Consider the following 18,466-nt stretch of genomic DNA (forward strand, 5'->3'; position numbering starts at 1 on the left):
ATCAGCTCTTTTTTTTAGTTTGGCTGGATGTCTGATAAGTTGGTAAAGCGGAAGAAATTAATGTACTTTGCCCCTAATGACTTGCGTATAATTAAGTACAGGGTTTATTTATTACCTTTGGCGGAAAGGAGGGATTGTTTGAATAAATCTTACTTTCCTATTCTAATTTGTTTGATACGTGGATTAAGTAAAGTGATGGAAGCTGATTTAAATAAATCCGCCAAAAAACTTGATTTAACAATAACCGAATTAAACTTTCTTTGGACAATCTTTTATGAGGAAGAACCTACGGTATCTAGAATTGCGGAGTTAACGATATTAGATTCATCTACCGTCACACAAGTATTAAGTCGATTAAAAAAGAAACAATTGGTTAGTATTTATAAAAAAGGTGAGGACTCGCGCTTTTCCTATGTAAAATTAACTAATAAAGGGAATAAGAAACGGGAATTATCTACTACTTATAATGAATATACCCTTCTTAAATTTTTTTATAAAGAATTGGATAATCCTGAAGAGAGAAAAAAAATGGAAATAACTCTGGATTACCTTCGAAAAATAAACCACTATTTTCATGGTGAAGAGTTTGTAAATTGGGTTTATAGTTTACCAAAAAAATTAGAAAAAGAGTTGGAAAAAAATGATCATTTTTAAATAGTATTTATAAATAAAGAATTTAACAGCATAAGAAGGGAACGGAGGCAGGAAACAAAGATAATATTGTGATATTAGGCGTAAAGATAGTTACTCTTGTTTGAGGAAAGCTGCTTTTTGCTCTTTCCGATTTAAGGTATAAATGGCCGCGACATTGTCGTATACAAGTAAAGATAATACTTTGCTGGTATCATTTCCGGTTAATTTATTGACTTTCAGTGTATTAAGAGTGGTAAATTCTACACTCATTTTGATACCAATAAATTTATCAAAATAAACGCTATAAACACGTATTGAGATATATCCGTGTTTGTAGCGTTTTACTATTTCTAGGAAACATACATTTTATATGTAATTTACAGTTTTTGATGAATGTGTCCACGCATCAAGATCGCTAAAGAATATGTTTATATTAAAGGTGTTTAGATATTTTTATGCACCTTACAAAACTTTGAAATGAAAGAAGGAGTGGATTTTAAATGTCACACTTTGCAGGCGGATTTGCGCTAATCGTAGTACTATTTATCCTTTTAATTATCGTTGGAGCAGCAGCGGTTGGCCACGGCTTCTATTAATAAATACAGTTTAGAATAGAAAGGAGGGACATTAATATGTCATTTGGACACGGTTTTGGTCATGGGTTCGGACATGGTTTTGGTGGATTTGGCCATGGGTTCGGTCATGGATTTGGACACGGTTTTGGGCATGGACACGGGGGCGGATTCGCCTTGATTGTAGTACTATTCGTTTTATTAATTATTGTAGGTGTCAGCTTCACTGGTCACCGTTAAAAAAGGACGCGAAGGCCGCAAAACCAGCGGTCTTCTTTTAATAAATATTTCCCCTTTTTTAATGACCAACAGGGGATTTTGAATTCTGTGTAAAATCCAGCAGGGTAGAGATTACGTCAACAAGCTGTTAAATAAGAAATTTTTCTCACCACCATATATTCAAAAATCCCCAGCGTTTTCTTTCAGTCTCAGGGGAGGCTTACGGCTTCCGAAGCCTTCAAGATGACTGAAAAGCTCACTATGAACAGGCGTTTATTCAGAATGTCCTTGCCATCTTAAATAAGTCCCTGAAAAACGGACAAGTTTTAGAAAATCTACGTAAATGTAAAAGAGAGAAGAGTATGAATACAGGATAGCATGATTATTTTGTTATTTTTATTTGGTACGGGATCAAAATAGCAGCCGTTTTCATAAGAAGTCTTCCTCCCCACACAAAGCCAAAACGTTGAATAGATTCTATCCCGTATTGGGAACAGGAGGATAGAAGCGGTACGCAGGAGAAGTGAGAGGAGAAAGAGCTTTCTGATAAAAACGGATAAGTACAATGACTATCTTTTTCATCGATACCACCCTTTCTTCTTAGTACAGACATACCCATTATTCTTCTTTGGAAAAGGAAAGTGCAGCCACCGCGTCATGCAGGTGTATGGATTCCTCATTCCTGCATTCCACTTGAAAGGAACGGATGAAGTCCATTTCATATAAGTCTGCCGCTATTAATCGACATAAATCTTCTACAAATCGGGGATTCTCATAGGCCTGTTCTGTCACCATTTTCTCATCAGGACGTTTTAACACAGGGTGAAGAAGAGCACTGGCATTTGTTTCTGCTGCTTCTAACAACTCTTTTTTCCAGTCAAAAGACACATGTTCATACAAATTTGCCTTGATGGTAACCATGCCTCTTTGATTGTGTGCCGAGTATTCACTAATTTCTTTTGAACATGGACATAGAGTAGTGACCGCTGCGGTTATTCCAATGGAAGGGCTATGTTTCTTTTCTTCCTCTTGATAAGAAGATTTCATCCACATATCCGCATGCATCAATCCGCCTTTTCCAGTTGCCGGGCCTTTCCGCTCAAAAAACCAAGGAAAGCTTACTTCCACCTCAGCATGATCCTGTTCCATCCATTGGACCAGTTCTTTGCTGAATTGAGAAAGGGATGAAAGGTCCAGCGTCCAGTTCTTTTTATGATATTCATGTAAAAGTTCTGTCAGCCTACTCATGTTTATTCCTTTGGACTGCTGGATGAGACTCGTAGTTAAAGTGAATTGAGCCACAGTCGTTTGGTGGCCGGGATCCAGTTCTGAGGTGATATTTACTGGATGACGGACGTTGCTGATACCAACTTTTTCTATAGGAAATAAGTAATCATTCGGTTTATTTTGTAAGTCGGGCATGTTTTCTTTATCTGTTGGTTTTTTTCCTTTAATAGGAGGGACAGAGCCAAAAAGTTTATGTCTTTCTTCTTTGTTGGGCAATATTTTTTTTAGGTGTAATGCCATGGTTTCTTCTCCTTTTGTCAATCTCATCATAGATGAACAATAATTTTTACGATAACTTCTAACGTATTATATAGTAATGATTACGATTTGAAAAGTTTTTCTTCTCCAAAAACCTTTTATGTGTTTGACCTAAAGGAGGAAATCAATTATAATAAGTTGATAAATAGTAATCATTACGATTTATAATTGAGAATATAAAAAAATTAAGAAGAGGGGGAGAAAACACTTATGCTTCAAGACTTATATCGCAAATTAGTGATGACGCATGCCAAGTATAGGCAGAATCATGGAAATCTTGAAGGTGATAATGTCTGGAAAGTCCATTATAAAAATCCAACATGTGGTGATGTCATCACACTTTATCTCCGCCTGGAAAGAGATAAGGTTCGAGATGTCTCCTTTGAAGGAGAAGGATGCAGCATTAGTATGGCTTCCTCATCAATGATGACGGAACTCATTAAAAATGAAGAGTTGGACACGGTTTCTGCTTTACGAGAAGCATTTGAACAGCTTATTCGTCAAGGAGAGAAACCAGGTGATGATATTGATCTTGGAGATGCCATGGCATTGGAAGGGGTCCACAAACTAAGAGCCCGCCATAATTGTGCATTAATGGCGTGGCAAGCCTTAGATAAGATATTGGATGATGTAGATTCTTACAGAGGACTGAAAGAAATGGAAATAAGGTAATCCACTGCAATAAAGCATGTTGCAGGGGGAATTGTCTGTTATAAATAGTAATATCAATTTAAGATATGAAGGAAAGGATGAAAAGAACATGGCGAAAAAATCAAAGATCGCAAAAGAACGTAAAAGACAAGAACTTGTGATGAAATATGCAGAGAAGCGGCGAGAGCTAAAAGAAAAAGGGGATTATGAAGCCCTTAGAAAGCTTCCTCGTGATTCTTCTCCGACAAGACTTACCAGTCGTTGTGCCATCACTGGGAGACCAAGAGGCGTCATAAGAAAGTTCGAGCTGTCCAGAATTAAATTTCGTGAGCTTGCTCATAAAGGACAAATTCCGGGTGTAAAAAAATCAAGCTGGTAAATAAAATTCTCCCTGCTATGGGAGTTTTTATTTATCTCTGACGCTCCAATAGAAAAGAAGAGAGGTATTTTAGATGAATAAAAAGACTCCTGTCACAATCATTAGCGGTTCGATAGGGTCGGGAAAGACAACTCTCATAAACGAACTGGTCTCTGCGTCAAAAGATATGAATACAGCCGTTATATCGCATGAGCCAAAACCGGTGACAGTGGTGGAACCCATTGGCCAAGTGAGAAAATATAAAAAACGGACGTTGGCTTCAACATATACGGTTTGTACTTCAACAATGGAAGAGTTATTGGAAGAAATGAAAAAACTAGCCGCCATAAATGACATCGATTATATCTTTATGGAGTTAGCAGGTACGGTTGAAGCTTTTCCTATTACTTATATGCTGTATAATCCTGAAGATGAAGATGCTTATTCTATATTAGAAGATATCTATATAGATAATATTGTCACTGTTATTGATACAACAAATTTCTGGCTTGATTTTACCTCAGACAAACAAATCCATTATCAACACCCTCTGACTCATCACATGACAGAGATGATGATGGCTGACCTGCTCATCAACCAAATAGAATGGTGTAATCTGCTTCTGATGAATAAGTACAAACACGTGAATAAAGAAAGGATCAATGAACTGGAGTGGTTTCTGGAAAAATTACAGCCTGCCGGCGAGATAGTAAAATTAGATTCAGGTGACACTTTAGCTAAGTATTTGTTCTATCGCCGCACATTTGATATGGAAGAAATGAGTAAAGCCTCCGCATTTTTAGGGGAAAAAACTGATGAAAGCAACGTTTTGAAGGTGGTAGGTGAGTATGGCATTGGCTCTTTTGTATATAAACGGGAAGGGTCTTTTCATTATGAACGGTTTCGGAAGTGGCTGGAACAACTGCCGCAGGAAATTTTACGTTCAAAAGGAATCGTATCCTTTTCCGAAGATAAAAAGAGAGGCTTTTTGTCTCAAGCAGGTCCTTCTATCACGTTAGAAATGGAAGAAGAATCATCCATTGGCAGACGTTCTGAAGAAAAAATTGAACTACATTTTATTGGGATAGAGCTTCCCTGTAAAGATATAATTGATGCATTAGATGCGTGTCTTGAACCTGCTCAAGAGAATCGAACTTTGATGGAAAAGTGTAAAGATATATCAGGTTTTAAGTAAAAAAGAATAACATTAAAGATATGCTCTGGAAAAAGAACGTGGAAAGCATGAGAGAGGGGGGATTCAAACTGGAAAAGGAACAGTAGAAATTATTGTCTTATCGTGAATCGATGCTGGAACACTTTCATAGAGAGTGGTATATACATCCAGTTTTGGTATTTATCTTAACCCTTCTTTTAAAAGGAAGGGTTTTATCTTTGATATTTAAATTGTAAATATTATCTAAATTGAAATCTCCTTGTCTTATCATGATTTGGGCAGACCATGATGGAAAAATGCAGGAAGAATGTGCACAAATTGAACTTCATTCCAAAAATATATCGTAATTATTACGATTTAATTTGACAATGATAGATCTCGTTTCTATAATAAATAACATAAATAGTAATAATTACGATTTACGGGAGCGATGTTCTTTGGATAATGTGGAAAGAATTCCAGTAACTATTTTAACGGGGTTTCTAGGATCAGGTAAAACAACGTTACTGAATCATCTTCTTACAGCAGATCATGGGGAAAGAATTGCGGTTATTGTGAATGAGTTTGGAGAAGTGGGAATTGATAATCAATTAGTGGTTGGTGCGGAAGAAGAGATTTTTGAAATGAATAACGGCTGCATTTGCTGCACCGTTCGAGGGGATTTAATCCGTGTTCTGACCGATCTCATAGCAGCTAAATTTGGTACCAATGGACGGAAAGGGGAAGTGGATTTTGACCGGGTTGTAATAGAGACAACTGGTTTGGCGGAACCAGCCCCAGTGATTCAATCCTTTTTTGTGGATGAAGCAATCGCCATGTTTTATCAGATGGATTCGGTGATTACGCTGGTTGATGCGAAGCATGCCAACCAACAATTGGATCAAACCCATGAAGCTCAAGAACAAGTAGCGTTTGCGGATATCATCCTGCTGAACAAAATCGACCTTGTAAACAATAAAGAAGTACAGGCACTAGAGAAAAGAATTCGCTTAATGAATCCATCGGTGAAGATTTTTAGAACAAAAAATGCTCAAATTGATCTGGAACATATATTATCCATTCATGCGTTTGAGTTAGATAAAAAATTAGAGGTCGATCCAGGCTTTTTAACAGAGGATCCGAATGATCATGAACATGATGATCACGTAACGTCTTTTGTGTTAAGAGCAAACCGTCCATTACATTTAGAGAAATTAGAAAAGTTAGTCAACCATTGGATAAGAGATTTCGGAACGGATATGTATCGATATAAAGGTATATTAAATATACAAGGAACAGAAAGAAAGGTGATTTTTCAAGGCATCCATATGCTGTTTGCTTCCACGATGGATCGCAAATGGAAGGATAATGAGGAGAGAATAAGTGAAATAGTCATCATTGGAAAAGATTTAGATCAAGAACAGTTTGAAACGCAGTTTACAGAATGTGTGGAAGAAACGTTATCTAATTAAGTAGATGGAAAAGCAGGAGAGATGTTCAATGAATATAGCTGCTGCATTAGATATTCTAAGGGAAAAAGGATATAAATTTACAGGAAAAAGAGCAAAAATGCTGGAAATATTCGTCGAAGAAAACCGGTATTTATCGGCCAAAAACGCCTTCCAATTTATGAGGGATGATTATCCCAACTTAAGTGTAGACACGATTTATCGAAATATCAAATTATTTGAGAAACTAGATATTTTAGAGTCCACAGAAATAAAAGGAGAAACACGTTATCGTTATAAATGTTCGAAAGATCATCACCATCAAATCATCTGCACTGATTGTGGCACGGTTCAAAAAATAGAAATGTGTCCGATGGAGGCTGTGTCGACTACACCGGAAGGGTTTACGATTACCCACCATAAATTTGAAATTTATGGATATTGTGAGGACTGCAAGCCATAACAGAACTTTCTCCCCAACTTTTTCAAGAAAATAAAATAATGAAGGTATCTTTTTCAATGAAACTATGGAGATCATATGAATTAGAGGTTACTTCTTATCCTTCCTTTGACACCATCATGTTTATAAAGGGAGAAACTCATTTGAGAGAGTGTGTTGTAAGGATGGATGGATAATTATTTCCAGATTTTTCTAATCTTTAAATTGTAATAATTATGAAAAAATCTCTAGGTGAGAACCTTCTTAAACAGGATATTTTGTGTTGCTAAAAAACAAAATAAGGTTTTTCGTCAAATGCGACATGTAAATAATAAATATTTTAATAGGAAAATCTAATGATTAATGGGAGGACAATATGTCACGTGTACCTGTAACAGTATTGAGCGGTTATCTTGGAGCTGGAAAAACAACGGTACTTAATTACATTTTAAATAATGCCGAAGGGCTTAAAATTGCGGTCATTGTGAATGACATGAGCGAAATTAATATCGACGCCAACCTCATTGAACAAGGAGGCTTTTCACGATCAGAAGAAAAACTGGTGGAGATGAGCAATGGCTGCATATGCTGTACTCTACGCGAGGATTTACTAGTGGAAGTAGAGAAACTTGCCAACGCTGGCGATATTGACTACATGCTTATTGAGTCTTCCGGTATTAGTGAGCCAATTCCCGTGGCACAAACGTTTACGTATTTAGATGAAGATATGGATATTGACTTAAGTCGCTTCTGCCGGCTGGATTCCCTTGTAACAGTAGTCGATGCCTATGGGTTCTGGAAGGATGTAAAGTCCGGAGAATCCCTGCTGGATAGAAAGCAGGCAGTAGGGGAGGAAGATGAACGGGAAATTGCTGATTTGCTTATTGATCAAGTGGAATTCTGCGATCAGCTGATTATAAATAAATGCGACAAACTTTCGGAAGAAGAACTAGCTAAACTGGAAGCTGTATTGAGAAAACTTCAGCCGGAAGCCACCTTCATTCGAGCAATTCACGGAAAAGTCAATCCGAAAAACATCCTCCATACTAAAGCGTTTGATTTTGAACGGGCCAGTGCTGCTGCCGGCTGGATTAAAGAATTACAGCAAGGACCTGAAAACCATACACCAGAAACCGAAGAATATGGCATTACTTCCTTTGTATATAAAAAACAGCGGCCTTTCCATACGAATCGTTTCAATGACTGGCTGGAACATCAAATGCCGGAATCCATTATCCGGGCGAAAGGTATTGTCTGGTGTGCGACACGAAATGATGTTGCTATTTCCATTTCTTATGCCGGCGGCTCTGTGTCGATCAGTCCTGTTTCTTATTGGCTCGCATCCTTGCCTCAACGTATGCAAGCACAAGTGAAAGCGGAGAATCCGGAATCGATCCGGCATTGGCATGAGGAGTTTGGCGACCGGATGAATGAATTTGTCATTATTGGAGCTGATATGAATGAAGCACAAATCCGCGAAGAATTAGATGCCTGCCTTTTAACAGATGAAGAGATGAAAACAGACTGGGAAACATTAGAAGATCCGTATGACTGGATTATTCAGCCTGCAGCCACAAATAGTTAATCAACAAATCTTGTTCAAACAAAAAATAACCATGGAGTAGAAAGTAGTAAAAATTGAAAAAAATAAATAATTACGGAAGGGGACTACATATGGAAGAAATCATTGCTATTCCCAGAAAAGTGGTATCCACATTCCGCAGAGGAAAATAATTTGAATCATATTATGTTTGAACAAAATACTTCCACATAAGTGGCAGAAACTGTTCAGGAAGAAACCGGAGCGGAAGCGCTAAAATCCATAACTTGGAATTTCGGTGGTGGAAGATGAACTCGATAAGAGTTATTTCAGTTTTTCAGTTTGATGGAACAAAACTTGCACAATCTAGAGATTTCCTTGAATGAATAATGAGAAAAACTTGAAAAAAGCAGGTTTAATATTCAAAAAGCCTAATGTAGTTGTATGTTAAACATAATATGATTAATTACTTAGATAATCTAGTGATATGATTATTTTAACAATATCAAAACGTCAGCATCTGAGAATATCTAAAAAAACCGAGGTGAAATAACCTGTGGCTTTAAATGAAAAAGCGCGATTGTTGGAGTTATTAGATAAATTGAGGGAAGAAGAAATAAGTACTATTCGACATTATATACCTAAACATCTGGGGGACCGGATAAGTTTAACTTCTCATTCTTCATGAAGACATACACCGGCTTGTTCCATAATTAGAGGGGCTGTCCCTTTTTGGACAGCCCCTTTCTATTTATAACTTGTTTACTCGCTTCTCGGGTTGTTGACGTTTCATTGCTTGCTTTTCTTGATTTAGTTTTAACCTTTCTTCTTTTAATTTCTGTCTTTCCTCTCGGAGTTGCGTCCTATTTTGGATTAGGTGTTTTTCGCTTTTCAGTGCTTTTGATAATGAGAAAATTAACCCAATCATGACAAAGGTAAAAGGAAGGGCTGCAATGATCATCACCGTTTGCAGGGCGTTTAAACCACCGGAAAGTAAAAGAATGGCAGCTGCTGATGATTGAATGATTCCCCAAATAAGTTTCACTGACATAGGGGGATTCATGCTTCCATTTGTTGTTTGCATGCCAAGGACAAACGTTGCTGAGTCAGCTGAAGTAATAAAGAATGTAATTATTAATAAAGTAGCAAGAACAATCATAATGGAAGCGAAAGGAAACTGCTCGAGAAGGGTAAAAAGAGCAACTTCTTCTCCCATTTTGGTCATAACGTTATAAAGGGCTCCTCCTTGTGCAATATCTTCCTGGATGGCTGTTCCTCCAAATACAGAAAACCATAATCCGCCAAAAATGGTGGGAACGGCAAGGACACCAATAACAAATTCACGAATGGTTCTTCCCCTTGACACACGGGCAATAAATGTTCCGACAAACGGAGACCAGGCAATCCACCATGCCCAATAAAAAATGGTCCAATCTTGTACCCACGATTGATCCCCCGCAAAGATATTTGTATCAAAACTCATACTAGGAAGGTTTTGCAAATAGCTTCCTAGAGTTTGCGTAAATACATTAAAAATATAAACGGTTGGCCCTGTAAAGAGGAGAAACAACATTAAACTAATAGCAAGAATGATATTAAATAAACTTAACATTTTTATACCACGATCAAGTCCTGTTGCTGCGGAGAGCATATATAATAAAGTAATGACTAAAATAACGATCAATTGAGTTGATGTATTGTTAGTCACAGAGTCGAAGATGGAGGACAAGCCACCCGTGACTTGGGCAGCACCAAAACCTAGTGAGGTAGAAACGCCAAAGATGGTAGCAAACACAACAATAACGTTTATTGCTGTGCCAATTTTTCCATTGATTCGATCCCCTAAGAGTGGTTTAAAAGCCGCACTAAGAACGCCTGGTGCTTGATGACGAAACTTAAAATAGGCGAGAGACAGAGCTACCACCGCGTAAATTGCCCATGGATGTAACCCCCAATGAAAGAATGAATAGCGAAGAGCTTCCTCTTGCGCTTCTACTGTTTCAGGAACTTGTGAAGAGGGGGCATAATAATGATATAAAGGTTCAGCCACTCCCCAGAAAACAAGCCCAATACCCATTCCAGCTGTAAATAAAAAAGCGAACCAAGTGAGGTAATGATATTCAGGCTTTTCATCAGGCTGTCCTAACTTTAATCGACCATAAGGACTAAAGATTAAGAATAAGGCAAATAACAAGAAACAAGTAGCAGAAAGTAAGTAAAACCATCCTAAATGAGAAGAAATGGCTCCTTGGATAGCACTGGTTATTGCTTCAACATTGTTTGGGGCCACAACCCCCCAAATAATAAAAAGCAGAGCTATGAACAAAGAAATGAAAAATACGGGTGTAAGTTTCTTCATGACAATGACAACACCTCTTTCTGAATAGTATAAGAAGAAAAGGACCAATTGTGTCTAGACCAATTGTGTCTACATGTAGACATCTTATAATCATGATTGTAACATAATCAATATTTCCAAACAATTATGAATTTTATAATGGATTTCAAAAAAGTCTATCTGTTTTAAAGGAAGGGAACCAGACAAGGTCAGAACTGGTTCCCATGACGGGGCGAACTGTGATCAAGCACGGGTTATTTACGCTGTTCAAGAGGTAGTTATTATTGTTTTGTTGAGGTTTATATTTAGTTAACATAATATATATTATCAGAAGTTAAATGAAGAATCGATTTCCGTCTCAAAAATTGAGTAAACTTATGATATTGAGACAGAAAAATTTAATTTAAAAACAAACTTTTGATGCTTTTGATGATTGCTATTAAGTAAGTCTAATTTCATCTCTTAGTAGTTTATTTATAATAAATCCAGGAATTGTTGTGCATTTCTCGATCACAATCACCTTTTTTTCGTAAGTATTCTAAATGAGCCAATGTTTCTCCGACAGCAAAACGTGTTTCGTGTACATTCAGTTCTTTTTTAAACAATTTTTGGCTGGCTTCATAAACATGACATGGTTTTTTAATGATGGCTTGCAGTTTTGTTAATCGTTCTTCATGGTGCTCTTTTATTTCGTCAATTCTTTCGTTTGCTCCATAAAACGGTTTTCCATGCGAAGGAATAACATAATCTGCATGCAGAGCCCTTATTTTATCTAATGACTCCAGATACAATTGAAGCGGGTTTTCTTCACCATGAAACCAGTACGATATGTTCGGAGTAATTTTGGGAAGAATATGATCAGTCCCAAGCAAAACGTTGTGTTCCGCATTATAAAATGTTACTAACCCATCTGAATGCCCGGGAGTAAAAATGACTTCGTATTCATAATTACCAATTCTAACCTTCTCCCCCTCTTCTAAATAGTGATCCACTCTAGGATAAGGGGTTACATAATGAATAAATTCTTCTGTGTTATTTTTCATTTTATTTGCTTTCTCGTCTGGAACACCTGCTAATGTGTAATTTCTGCGAATCTCATTAATAAACTCATTCGTCCATGCATTATATCCCAGGTCTGCATCTGTCTTCGTCATCGAGACATAAGCGCTGGTTTTTTCTTGCAGCCCTCCGGCATACCCAAAATGATCTGGGTGGTAGTGCGTAATGATAATGTTATTAATTTCTTTGTTGCTAAGTTCTTTATCCCACAAATCAACGGTGTATTTGTTATGTAAACCTGTGTCAATAACAGTCCAACCATCTTCTCCTTCTGCAAGAAAGCAATGAACGTGATTTAATCGAAATGGCAGATCAATTTTTATTTGCTTGATACCTAGTGTATCGATCATAAAGGAGCCCCCAATAGTGCATATTTAATAAAGGTTAAAAATAACTGTTCCCTTTGCTGCGGTCGTCTCGTCTTGTTTGACGGCTTTAACGGTGAAAATAAGTTTTTCTTCCTTTTTTTCTGTTAATTCAGCTGTGAGCGTTAATACATCATCTAAAAATACCATACCGGTAAAACGGGTTGAAAACGATTGAATAAAGCCTTGCTCCATGTATGGCGTAAATAATTTACTGATATTTCCCATGGTCCACATTCCGTGAGCAATAATGCCTGGAAGTCCTGCTTTTTCGGCTTCTTCATCAATGGTGTGGATCGGATTAAAATCACCTGACGCACCGGCATATTTAATTAAATCAAGCCTTGAAATAGGAGACAGCGTGATAGAAGAAATACATTCATTCACACTAAGCTCTGTGATTGCTGTCATAGTGACCATCCCCCTCTCTTGCTTGTTCTGTAAGAACGAGTACTACCTTGGATGTGAAAAGATTGTTTCCTTGCTTGTCTTCACCAACGTTAATTAGGGTTAGAAAACCGATATGACCGGACGCAGCCTGTTTTTCTCGATAATTTTCTACTTTGGAGTGACAATATATTTTTTCACCGATGAGTAAAGGTCTTTTGTATTCGAATGTCTGCTCGCCGTGAATTAGCCCTGCGACTGGCAGGTTTAAACCGGAAATGGTTCCATATGAAAAAGTACGAGGGAAAGTCGGAGGTGCTATGTTGTTTTTATATTTGGATTGTTTTCCATATTCTTTATCAACGTAAAGAGGATGAGCATCACCTATAGATCTTGCGAATGCTGCTACTGCCCCTCTTTCTACTTGATTTTCCACTTTTTCTGATTGTTTTCCAATTAAATGTTTATACATTGGGTTACATTCCCTCTTTCTGGCGTGATAATAACAAGTTTACACTATTCGGAAAATTCATTCTAGGAAAGTGCATACATCATAACACTCCCTCTGTTAGCTAGAAACAGAGGGAGAAAAATCAAAGCTTATCCTGTCATAGTCGTACTGAAATAAACAATCCAGGCCATCATAAGAAATCCGATGACCCCTTCTCCCATAATCGATCCTGTTTTTGTTGTTAGTGGTGCCTTAATATAAAACTTAGCAGGATACAATAAAGCAACTCCGCGCGGTGTTAGCATATCAAGCAGTAAATGACTTGCTGCACCTATAGTCAGACCGTACTGAAATGGTGCTGCCCAGTTCTCTTGTACGGCTCCGGAAGTTAGAAATAGAAACACTAAAAATAGTAAGCTGTGAGTAAATGTACGATGACCGAATATTTTATTGACCATTTTAGATATTAGGCCAAGCCTTCTTCCAATCCAGGAAAAAGGCTGGCATATATCTGGAATTAATCCTCCAGCTATCGTGCTTCCTACAAATATAGCACCATGGATGCTCTCTAATTGAAAAGGCATAGAATAAAATGCATAACATGCGGCGCCTGCTGCTGCAGCTCCTATAGTGTGAGTACCTGCATTCATTTTGGATTAACCTTTCTACTTTCTTGTTTGTTTACATAATATTTTTATATAAAACTAGGTGTTTTTTGATTCATTGAGCTTTTGATAATCAATTGTTTTCCAAATTCCTTTTACATTTCCATTTGTCTCGGTATCTATGACAAAAGAGCCATTACTATATCGATCACTTTTTCTCAGCTGATCAGGGAATTCTGCTGTAACTTCTCCGTTCTCTGTTAATATTTGAATAGAATCTTCTGTCTCATCAACAATTTCAAGCCCGACAATGTGGTGAGGTTTAGATTTTAACTCTCTCAACATGACTAAACCTCGTTTTGCACGTGTGCTTCTCTCAAATTCGGTCAAAGGCATTTTTTTCATTGCTCCGCGCTGGGTAACCGCGACGATATAAGTTTTGTTATCATCTAGGGTCGTCATGCTGAGGCCATTTATGACGTAATCATTTTCTTTAAGATTAATTCCTTTCACCCCTGCTGCTCTTTGTCCGACAGGAGATACTTCTTCTTCGTGGAAGCGAAGACCATAGCCTTTGTGCGTGCCTATTAATATCTCGTTCGTTCCGTCCGTCATTTCTACATTAACCACTTCATCTTCTTCTTTTACTTTGACAGCAACGAGCGCTCTTGAATACCGCTGCGCTTTATACGCAGATAAGACAGTTTTTTTCACCATACCGTGTTTTGTAAAAAATACGAGGAATTGGTCTTCTGTAAAAGAAGAAACAGGAACTGCTTTAATTAACGAATCATCAGAATCGAGCTGAACAATATTACCTATATGCTGGCCATTATCTTTCCAGCGGATATCAGGCAGTTCATGTACCGGCATGAAAAGATAATTTCCTTTTTTTGTAAAAAGAAGCAGTGTATTTGTCGTATTTAATTCCTGGAAGAAAAGCAGGTCATCCGTTTCTTTCATTCCTGGCGGTTCTTCATTTGATGCAGAATATGAACGCGGACTTGTACGCTTCACATATCCTTCTTTTGTAGCAGTGACGATAACATCTTCTGAAGGCACCATAACTTCAAGATCAATTTTTAACTCTTCAATTTTATCTTCAATAACGGTGCGGCGTTCATCGTTGTATGTCTTCTTTACGCGTTCAAGCTGTTTTTTTATAACATTAAGAAGCTTTTTCTCACTCGATAGAATACCTTCAAGCTTCTTAATTTGCTTTTCGAGTTCCTCTGCTTCTTTTTCTAACGTTGTAATATCTGTGTTCGTTAAACGGTATAACTGCAAAGTAACAATGGCTTCTGCTTGGGCTTCTGTAAACTCGAACTGCTCGATAAGGTTATGTTTTGCATCCTTTTTGTCTTTAGAAGCACGAATGGAAGCAATCACATCATCTAAAATGGAAATCGCTTTGATTAATCCATCCACAATATGCTGACGGTCTCTTGCTTTGTTTAATTCATAACGGGACCTGTTCGTAATAACATCTTTTTGATGCTCGACATAAGCTTGCAGCAGCTGTTTTAAGCCTAATAGCTTAGGTGTTTTATGATAAATAGCTACCATATTAAAGCTGTAAGACACTTGCAGATCCGTAGTTTTATATAAGTAATTTAAAATACCATTTGGATCCGCATCTTTTTTTAGTTCAACGACAATACGCAAGCCTGTTCGATCTGTATCATCACGAACTTCTGCGATTCCGTCGATTTTTTTATCAAATCGGATTTCATCCATTTTTTTAACGAGATTTGCTTTAATCACTTCATATGGAATTTCTGTAATAACAATTTGCTTTCGTCCGCCTCTTACCTCTTCAATATCAGCTTTTGCGCGGACAACAACTTTTCCTTTTCCGGTTTGGTAAGCTTTTTTAATGCCTTCTACCCCTTGGATAATCCCGCCAGTTGGAAAATCCGGCCCCTTTAAAACAGTCATTAAGTCATCGACCGTGCAATTTGGATTATTTATTTCCATAAGGACAGCATCAATAACTTCTCCCAGTTGATGAGGCGGGATATCGGTTGCATAGCCAGATGAAATACCTGTAGATCCATTTACTAATAAATTTGGATACATGGCCGGCAGAACGACTGGTTCTTCTAAAGAGTCATCAAAGTTAGGGATATATTCTACCGTGTTTTTTTCAATATCTTTTAAAAGCTCTGCAGAAATCGAAGAAAGCCTTGCTTCGGTATAACGCATAGCAGCTGGCGGATCCCCATCAATGGAACCATTGTTCCCATGCATTTCAACGAGCAAATTTCGTCCTTTCCATTCCTGGCTCATTCGCACCATTGCGTCATAAACAGATGAATCACCATGCGGATGATAATTACCGATCACATTACCAACGGTTTTTGCTGCTTTTCGGAATGGTTTGTCTGCTGTGTTTCCATCTTGCAGCATGGCGTACAAAATCCTGCGCTGCACTGGTTTTAAACCATCTCTTGCGTCAGGCAGTGCCCGCTCTTGAATAATATATTTACTATAGCGGCCAAAACGGTCGCCCAGTACATCTTCTAACGGCAAATCTAGGTATTTTTCAGCTTCTGCCACCTTTTACTCCTCCTCGGCAAAATGAAGGTTTTCGTTTTCTAAGATATTCGTATCTTCTTCGAGGCCAAATGCGACGTGGGATTCAATCCATTTCCGTCTGGGTTCTACTTTATCTCCCATTAAAGTAGTCACTCGTTTATCAGCCCGGGCAAGGTCTTCGACTGTAACTCGGATTAATGTTCTTGTGTTGGGATTCATCGTCGTTTCCCAGAGCTGGGTAGCATCCATTTCCCCGAGACCTTTATAACGCTGAATGGCATAGCCTTTTCCGACTTTATTTATCGCTTCTTTTAGACCGTCTTCATCCCAGGCATATTCAATTTTTTGCTTTGCTCCGCTTCCTTTGCTGACTTTGTACAATGGAGGAAGGGCAATATATACTTTGCCTGCTTCTACGAGCGGTCTCATGTAACGGTAAAAGAAAGTAAGCAGAAGCACCTGGATGTGAGCACCATCCGTATCGGCATCTGTCATGATGACTACTTTGTCATAGTTACGGTCTTCCATTGTAAAATCAGCGCCTACGCCCGCTCCGAGCGAATAAATAATTGTACGGACTTCTTCATTTTTCATAATGTCATCAAGTTTTGCTTTTTCTGTATTAATAACTTTTCCTCGTAGCGGCAAAACAGCCTGGAATTTACGGTCTCTTCCCTGTTTGGCAGAACCCCCTGCAGAGTCGCCCTCGACTAAATACAATTCGTTTCTTTCTGGGTTTTTGGATTGCGCTGGTGTAAGTTTTCCGCTTAACAGCACATCTTTTTTGCGGCTCTTTTTGCCGCTTCTGGCTTCTTCGCGTGCTTTTCTAGCCGCTTCTCTAGCTTGTGCAGCTTTGATCGCTTTTTTAATAAGCATAGCGCTTACCGCAGGGTTTTCTTCAAAGAAATAAGTTAGTTTATCTGAGACCACTTGATCGACGGCAGAACGCGCTTCTGTGGTGCCAAGCTTTCCTTTTGTCTGTCCTTCAAATTGAAGCATGTTCTCTGGAACCTTAATGGAAACGACAGCTGTAAAACCTTCCCTTATATCTGAGCCGTCAAGGTTCTTATCCTTCTCTTTCAAGAAATTCATTTTTCTTGCATATTCATTGACCGCTCTGGTCATTGCCGTTCTAGCTCCTGATTCATGAGTACCGCCATCTTTTGTACGTACGTTATTAACAAATGACAAAACATTTTCGGTATACGCATCGTTAAATTGAAAAGAAAATTCAACATCTATATCCTGGTTAGTTCCTTCAAAATAAACAACTGGATGCAGGACTTCTTTGTCTTCATTTAGGTATTCTACAAAAGCTTTAATTCCGGTTTCATAAGAAAATGTCTCTATCTCTTTTTTGTCATGTCTCTCATCGGTAAGCCGTATGCTTACTCCATTTAAAAGAAAAGCAGCTTCCCGCAGCCGTTCTGCCAGCGTTTCATATTGATAGGTGGTCGTACTAAATACATCAGAATCTGGCTTAAAACGAATAATGGTCCCCGTTTTTTTAGTGTTCCCTTGTTTTTTTAACGGTGTAACCGGCTGTCCGCCATGAGCGAATTCTTGATAAAAGATTTCGCCATCACGGTGAATCGTGACAGTCAGCCATTCCGATAGAGCATTGACGACAGAAGCCCCTACTCCGTGCAGTCCCCCGCTCGTTGCATAACCGCCCTGACCGAATTTGCCCCCCGCATGCAATACGGTGAAAATCACTTCTGGTGTAGAACGACCTGTGCGGTGCGTACCTGTAGGGATTCCTCTACCTTCATCGGCCACGGTCACACTGTTGTCTTTATGAAGAATAACATCTATCGTATCACCAAACCCAGCTAGGGCTTCGTCGACTGCATTATCTAATATTTCAAACACCAGATGATGAAGTCCGCGTGTGTCCGTACTGCCAATATACATCCCTGGCCTTTTTCGGACAGCGTCAAGTCCTTCTAACACCTGAATAGCATCATCGTTATAATCAAAAGCTTGTTTCAATGGCGTGTTCTCCTTTCTAAAAAAAGCAAAACCTGTAATCTACACTATAACATACCATAAATAGAACGTATGTTTCATCCTTCATTTTGTAATATGTATTCTTATTCTATCGTTATTAGGAGAAATGTTAACACTTCTTTATTAATAACAATGCAAAAAGAAGCGCTCATGTT

17 protein-coding genes and 1 pseudogene are annotated in these 18,466 nt (G+C 38.2%); 9 read left to right on the forward strand and 9 right to left on the reverse strand.

Going from position 1 to position 18,466, the window contains the following annotated elements; translation table 11 throughout:
- The first annotated feature begins 138 nt into the window (after positions 1 to 138).
- The 3 genes from CEF16_RS04720 (at position 139) to yjcZ (ending at position 1,445) form a co-directional block, all read left to right on the forward strand.
- Positions 139 to 654 carry a MarR family winged helix-turn-helix transcriptional regulator gene (locus tag CEF16_RS04720; protein WP_170031592.1) on the forward strand — a complete coding sequence of 172 codons (516 nt, stop codon included), beginning with the start codon at positions 139 to 141 and terminating at the stop codon, positions 652 to 654.
- Positions 655 to 1,133: 479 nt separating this feature from the next.
- Positions 1,134 to 1,229, forward strand: a complete 96-nt coding sequence (locus tag CEF16_RS04725; protein ID WP_091580319.1) for a YjcZ family sporulation protein — start codon at positions 1,134 to 1,136, stop codon at positions 1,227 to 1,229.
- Positions 1,230 to 1,265: 36 nt separating this feature from the next.
- A complete protein-coding gene (gene yjcZ / locus CEF16_RS04730; RefSeq protein ID WP_091580322.1) occupies positions 1,266 to 1,445 on the forward strand; it encodes a sporulation protein YjcZ in 180 nt (59 codons plus the stop codon).
- A gap of 314 nt (positions 1,446 to 1,759) precedes the next feature.
- Here yjcZ and yidD read toward each other — a convergent pair.
- Together yidD and folE2 are read right to left on the reverse strand one after the other, a co-directional pair.
- Positions 1,760 to 2,006 (reverse strand): annotated as a pseudogene (yidD, locus tag CEF16_RS25220) (membrane protein insertion efficiency factor YidD).
- Between the two features lie 36 nt (positions 2,007 to 2,042).
- Positions 2,043 to 2,951, reverse strand: coding sequence for a GTP cyclohydrolase FolE2 (folE2, locus tag CEF16_RS04740; protein ID WP_091580328.1), 909 nt, complete (start codon positions 2,949 to 2,951; stop codon positions 2,043 to 2,045).
- Between the two features lie 228 nt (positions 2,952 to 3,179).
- On the opposite strand from folE2, the gene sufU reads away from it, so the two are divergent.
- The 6 genes from sufU (at position 3,180) to CEF16_RS04770 (ending at position 8,603) form a co-directional block, all read left to right on the forward strand.
- Positions 3,180 to 3,641 carry a Fe-S cluster assembly sulfur transfer protein SufU gene (gene sufU / locus CEF16_RS04745; RefSeq protein ID WP_091580333.1) on the forward strand — a complete coding sequence of 154 codons (462 nt, stop codon included), beginning with the start codon at positions 3,180 to 3,182 and terminating at the stop codon, positions 3,639 to 3,641.
- An 88-nt stretch (positions 3,642 to 3,729) separates the two neighbouring features.
- Positions 3,730 to 3,999, forward strand: coding sequence for a 30S ribosomal protein S14 (gene rpsN / locus CEF16_RS04750; RefSeq protein WP_091580337.1), 270 nt, complete (start codon positions 3,730 to 3,732; stop codon positions 3,997 to 3,999).
- A gap of 73 nt (positions 4,000 to 4,072) precedes the next feature.
- The gene (locus tag CEF16_RS04755; RefSeq protein ID WP_091580343.1) at positions 4,073 to 5,173 is read left to right on the forward strand and encodes a CobW family GTP-binding protein; all 1,101 of its coding nucleotides are present in this window, start codon (positions 4,073 to 4,075) and stop codon (positions 5,171 to 5,173) included.
- 425 nt (positions 5,174 to 5,598) lie between these two features.
- Positions 5,599 to 6,603 (forward strand): CobW family GTP-binding protein, encoded by a 1,005-nt coding sequence (locus tag CEF16_RS04760; RefSeq protein ID WP_245917967.1) that lies wholly within the window; start codon positions 5,599 to 5,601, stop codon positions 6,601 to 6,603.
- A 28-nt stretch (positions 6,604 to 6,631) separates the two neighbouring features.
- Positions 6,632 to 7,042, forward strand: coding sequence for a Fur family transcriptional regulator (locus tag CEF16_RS04765; RefSeq protein ID WP_091580354.1), 411 nt, complete (start codon positions 6,632 to 6,634; stop codon positions 7,040 to 7,042).
- A gap of 352 nt (positions 7,043 to 7,394) precedes the next feature.
- Entirely contained in the window at positions 7,395 to 8,603 is a 1,209-nt protein-coding gene (locus tag CEF16_RS04770) for a GTP-binding protein (RefSeq protein WP_091580359.1), read from the forward strand.
- 706 nt (positions 8,604 to 9,309) lie between these two features.
- Here CEF16_RS04770 and CEF16_RS04775 read toward each other — a convergent pair.
- From CEF16_RS04775 to parE, 7 genes are all read right to left on the reverse strand, one after another.
- Positions 9,310 to 10,917: a glycine betaine uptake BCCT transporter gene (locus CEF16_RS04775; protein WP_091580362.1), complete on the reverse strand. Its 1,608-nt coding sequence runs from the start codon at positions 10,915 to 10,917 to the stop codon at positions 9,310 to 9,312.
- Between the two features lie 449 nt (positions 10,918 to 11,366).
- Positions 11,367 to 12,305: an MBL fold metallo-hydrolase gene (locus CEF16_RS04780; protein WP_091580364.1), complete on the reverse strand. Its 939-nt coding sequence runs from the start codon at positions 12,303 to 12,305 to the stop codon at positions 11,367 to 11,369.
- Positions 12,306 to 12,329: 24 nt separating this feature from the next.
- Positions 12,330 to 12,731, reverse strand: coding sequence for a MaoC/PaaZ C-terminal domain-containing protein (locus CEF16_RS04785; RefSeq protein ID WP_091580367.1), 402 nt, complete (start codon positions 12,729 to 12,731; stop codon positions 12,330 to 12,332).
- Positions 12,709 to 13,179: a MaoC family dehydratase N-terminal domain-containing protein gene (locus tag CEF16_RS04790; protein WP_091580370.1), complete on the reverse strand. Its 471-nt coding sequence runs from the start codon at positions 13,177 to 13,179 to the stop codon at positions 12,709 to 12,711. Before CEF16_RS04790 ends, CEF16_RS04785 begins: the two co-directional genes overlap by 23 nt.
- 128 nt (positions 13,180 to 13,307) lie before the next feature.
- Positions 13,308 to 13,808 carry a metal-dependent hydrolase gene (locus CEF16_RS04795; protein ID WP_091580372.1) on the reverse strand — a complete coding sequence of 167 codons (501 nt, stop codon included), beginning with the start codon at positions 13,806 to 13,808 and terminating at the stop codon, positions 13,308 to 13,310.
- 54 nt (positions 13,809 to 13,862) lie between these two features.
- Positions 13,863 to 16,322, reverse strand: coding sequence for a DNA topoisomerase IV subunit A (parC, locus tag CEF16_RS04800; protein ID WP_091580375.1), 2,460 nt, complete (start codon positions 16,320 to 16,322; stop codon positions 13,863 to 13,865).
- A gap of 3 nt (positions 16,323 to 16,325) precedes the next feature.
- Positions 16,326 to 18,293 carry a DNA topoisomerase IV subunit B gene (gene parE / locus CEF16_RS04805; RefSeq protein ID WP_091580377.1) on the reverse strand — a complete coding sequence of 656 codons (1,968 nt, stop codon included), beginning with the start codon at positions 18,291 to 18,293 and terminating at the stop codon, positions 16,326 to 16,328.
- Positions 18,294 to 18,466 lie beyond the last annotated feature (173 nt).

It is taken from the genome of Alteribacillus bidgolensis, assembly GCF_002886255.1.
Taxonomy (GTDB): Bacteria; Bacillota; Bacilli; order Bacillales; family Marinococcaceae; genus Alteribacillus; species Alteribacillus bidgolensis.

Bases quoted from the DNA above. Each gene is read 5' to 3' on its own strand.
- CEF16_RS04780 (WP_091580364.1), bottom strand. From the start codon at position 12,305: ATGATCGATACACTAGGTATCAAGCAAATAAAAATTGATCTGCCATTT.
- rpsN (WP_091580337.1), top strand. From the start codon at position 3,730: ATGGCGAAAAAATCAAAGATCGCAAAAGAACGTAAAAGACAAGAACTT.
- folE2 (WP_091580328.1), bottom strand. From the start codon at position 2,951: ATGGCATTACACCTAAAAAAAATATTGCCCAACAAAGAAGAAAGACAT.
- CEF16_RS04790 (WP_091580370.1), bottom strand. From the start codon at position 13,179: ATGTATAAACATTTAATTGGAAAACAATCAGAAAAAGTGGAAAATCAA.
- CEF16_RS04755 (WP_091580343.1), top strand. From the start codon at position 4,073: ATGAATAAAAAGACTCCTGTCACAATCATTAGCGGTTCGATAGGGTCG.
- CEF16_RS04770 (WP_091580359.1), top strand. From the start codon at position 7,395: ATGTCACGTGTACCTGTAACAGTATTGAGCGGTTATCTTGGAGCTGGA.
- yjcZ (WP_091580322.1), top strand. From the start codon at position 1,266: ATGTCATTTGGACACGGTTTTGGTCATGGGTTCGGACATGGTTTTGGT.
- sufU (WP_091580333.1), top strand. From the start codon at position 3,180: ATGCTTCAAGACTTATATCGCAAATTAGTGATGACGCATGCCAAGTAT.
- CEF16_RS04795 (WP_091580372.1), bottom strand. From the start codon at position 13,808: ATGAATGCAGGTACTCACACTATAGGAGCTGCAGCAGCAGGCGCCGCA.
- CEF16_RS04765 (WP_091580354.1), top strand. From the start codon at position 6,632: ATGAATATAGCTGCTGCATTAGATATTCTAAGGGAAAAAGGATATAAA.
- CEF16_RS04785 (WP_091580367.1), bottom strand. From the start codon at position 12,731: ATGACAGCAATCACAGAGCTTAGTGTGAATGAATGTATTTCTTCTATC.
- CEF16_RS04725 (WP_091580319.1), top strand. From the start codon at position 1,134: ATGTCACACTTTGCAGGCGGATTTGCGCTAATCGTAGTACTATTTATC.
- CEF16_RS04775 (WP_091580362.1), bottom strand. From the start codon at position 10,917: ATGAAGAAACTTACACCCGTATTTTTCATTTCTTTGTTCATAGCTCTG.